This is a genomic window from Protofrankia sp. Cr1, from assembly GCF_963555865.1.
GTDB lineage: Bacteria > Actinomycetota > Actinomycetes > Frankiales > Frankiaceae > Protofrankia.
Map to the genome: position 1 here is coordinate 1 of NZ_CAUVXO010000063.1, position 955 is coordinate 955.

Genomic DNA, 955 nt, shown 5'->3' on the forward strand with positions numbered 1-955 from the left:
GCGGATGGGCAGCGGCAGCCCATTCCCGTCCGACGGGACATGAGGCTTGCACCCGAACTCCTCCGGCAGATGCCGCCACGAACAGTCCGCGGTCAACACATAGACGATCGCCGGTGAACACCGCCCGCTCCTCCACCGGCGCCGTCCCCCCAACCCAGCGGGCGGGACCCGGAACCCCGGCAACAACGGCTCCACCACCTCCCACTGCGCATCGGGCACCAACCGGCCGGCAAGACAAGTTCCAAGACCGTCCATGGTTCGCCGACCACCCGACCCACCACATGGGACACGTTCCGCATGACACTGTCGCAGCGCCCTGACCTGGGCCTATGCATCACAAGAGGCATTTTTTCGATGCGATACCCTAACGGGCGAATAGTCGATATGTGATGATATCCATGAACAATCATGTAACTGTCCGTTATAAAATGTGATGTAAGTCACATTTTATAATGATCCCATCCGGAACTGTGCGTATTCGATCTTGCATCGATCCCGCACGCGCCCTACCGATACAGGCCGACACCGGTCACTATGGGCCCATGGAATGACTGATTTGTTCTGTTTTCTGCCTCGGCAGGTTCCCGCTGCGAGTTGAGCGCCGGGGGTTCCGAAGCGCGAGGGTCGACATTGAAAGGGCTTTCCCGGGGCTCCGCTCCGACCTCGGCCCTCTCTCCGGAGGGGAGGGGCGCAAGTCCGCTGATCGCCTCCGCTGGACGGACACCCGGAGGGCTACCCCGAAACCCCCCACCCGGGGTAGGGCGTAGCCTGCCCGACCGACGGAGGAGATCAACTCAGCCAGGGGTCCGTGACACGATCACACTGAGAGCGCATCTGGCCGCCGGTGCAGCGCCGCGCGGGGCGCAGCCCCGCACCGGGGGGTCCGGGGGGTCGCCCCCCCGGGCACACATCCCGCCCCCCGGAAAGCCGACCGAAGGTCGGCGACCAGCACAAA

Annotated in this window: 1 protein-coding gene; it reads right to left on the bottom strand. The window is 64.2% G+C overall.

Going from position 1 to position 955, the window contains the following annotated elements; genetic code table 11:
* Positions 1 to 255, bottom strand: a 255-nt coding sequence (locus tag U9980_RS08190) for a transposase (protein WP_322767384.1), incomplete at its 3' end; no start/stop codon positions are given.
* Between the last annotated feature and the right edge of the window lie 700 nt (positions 256 to 955).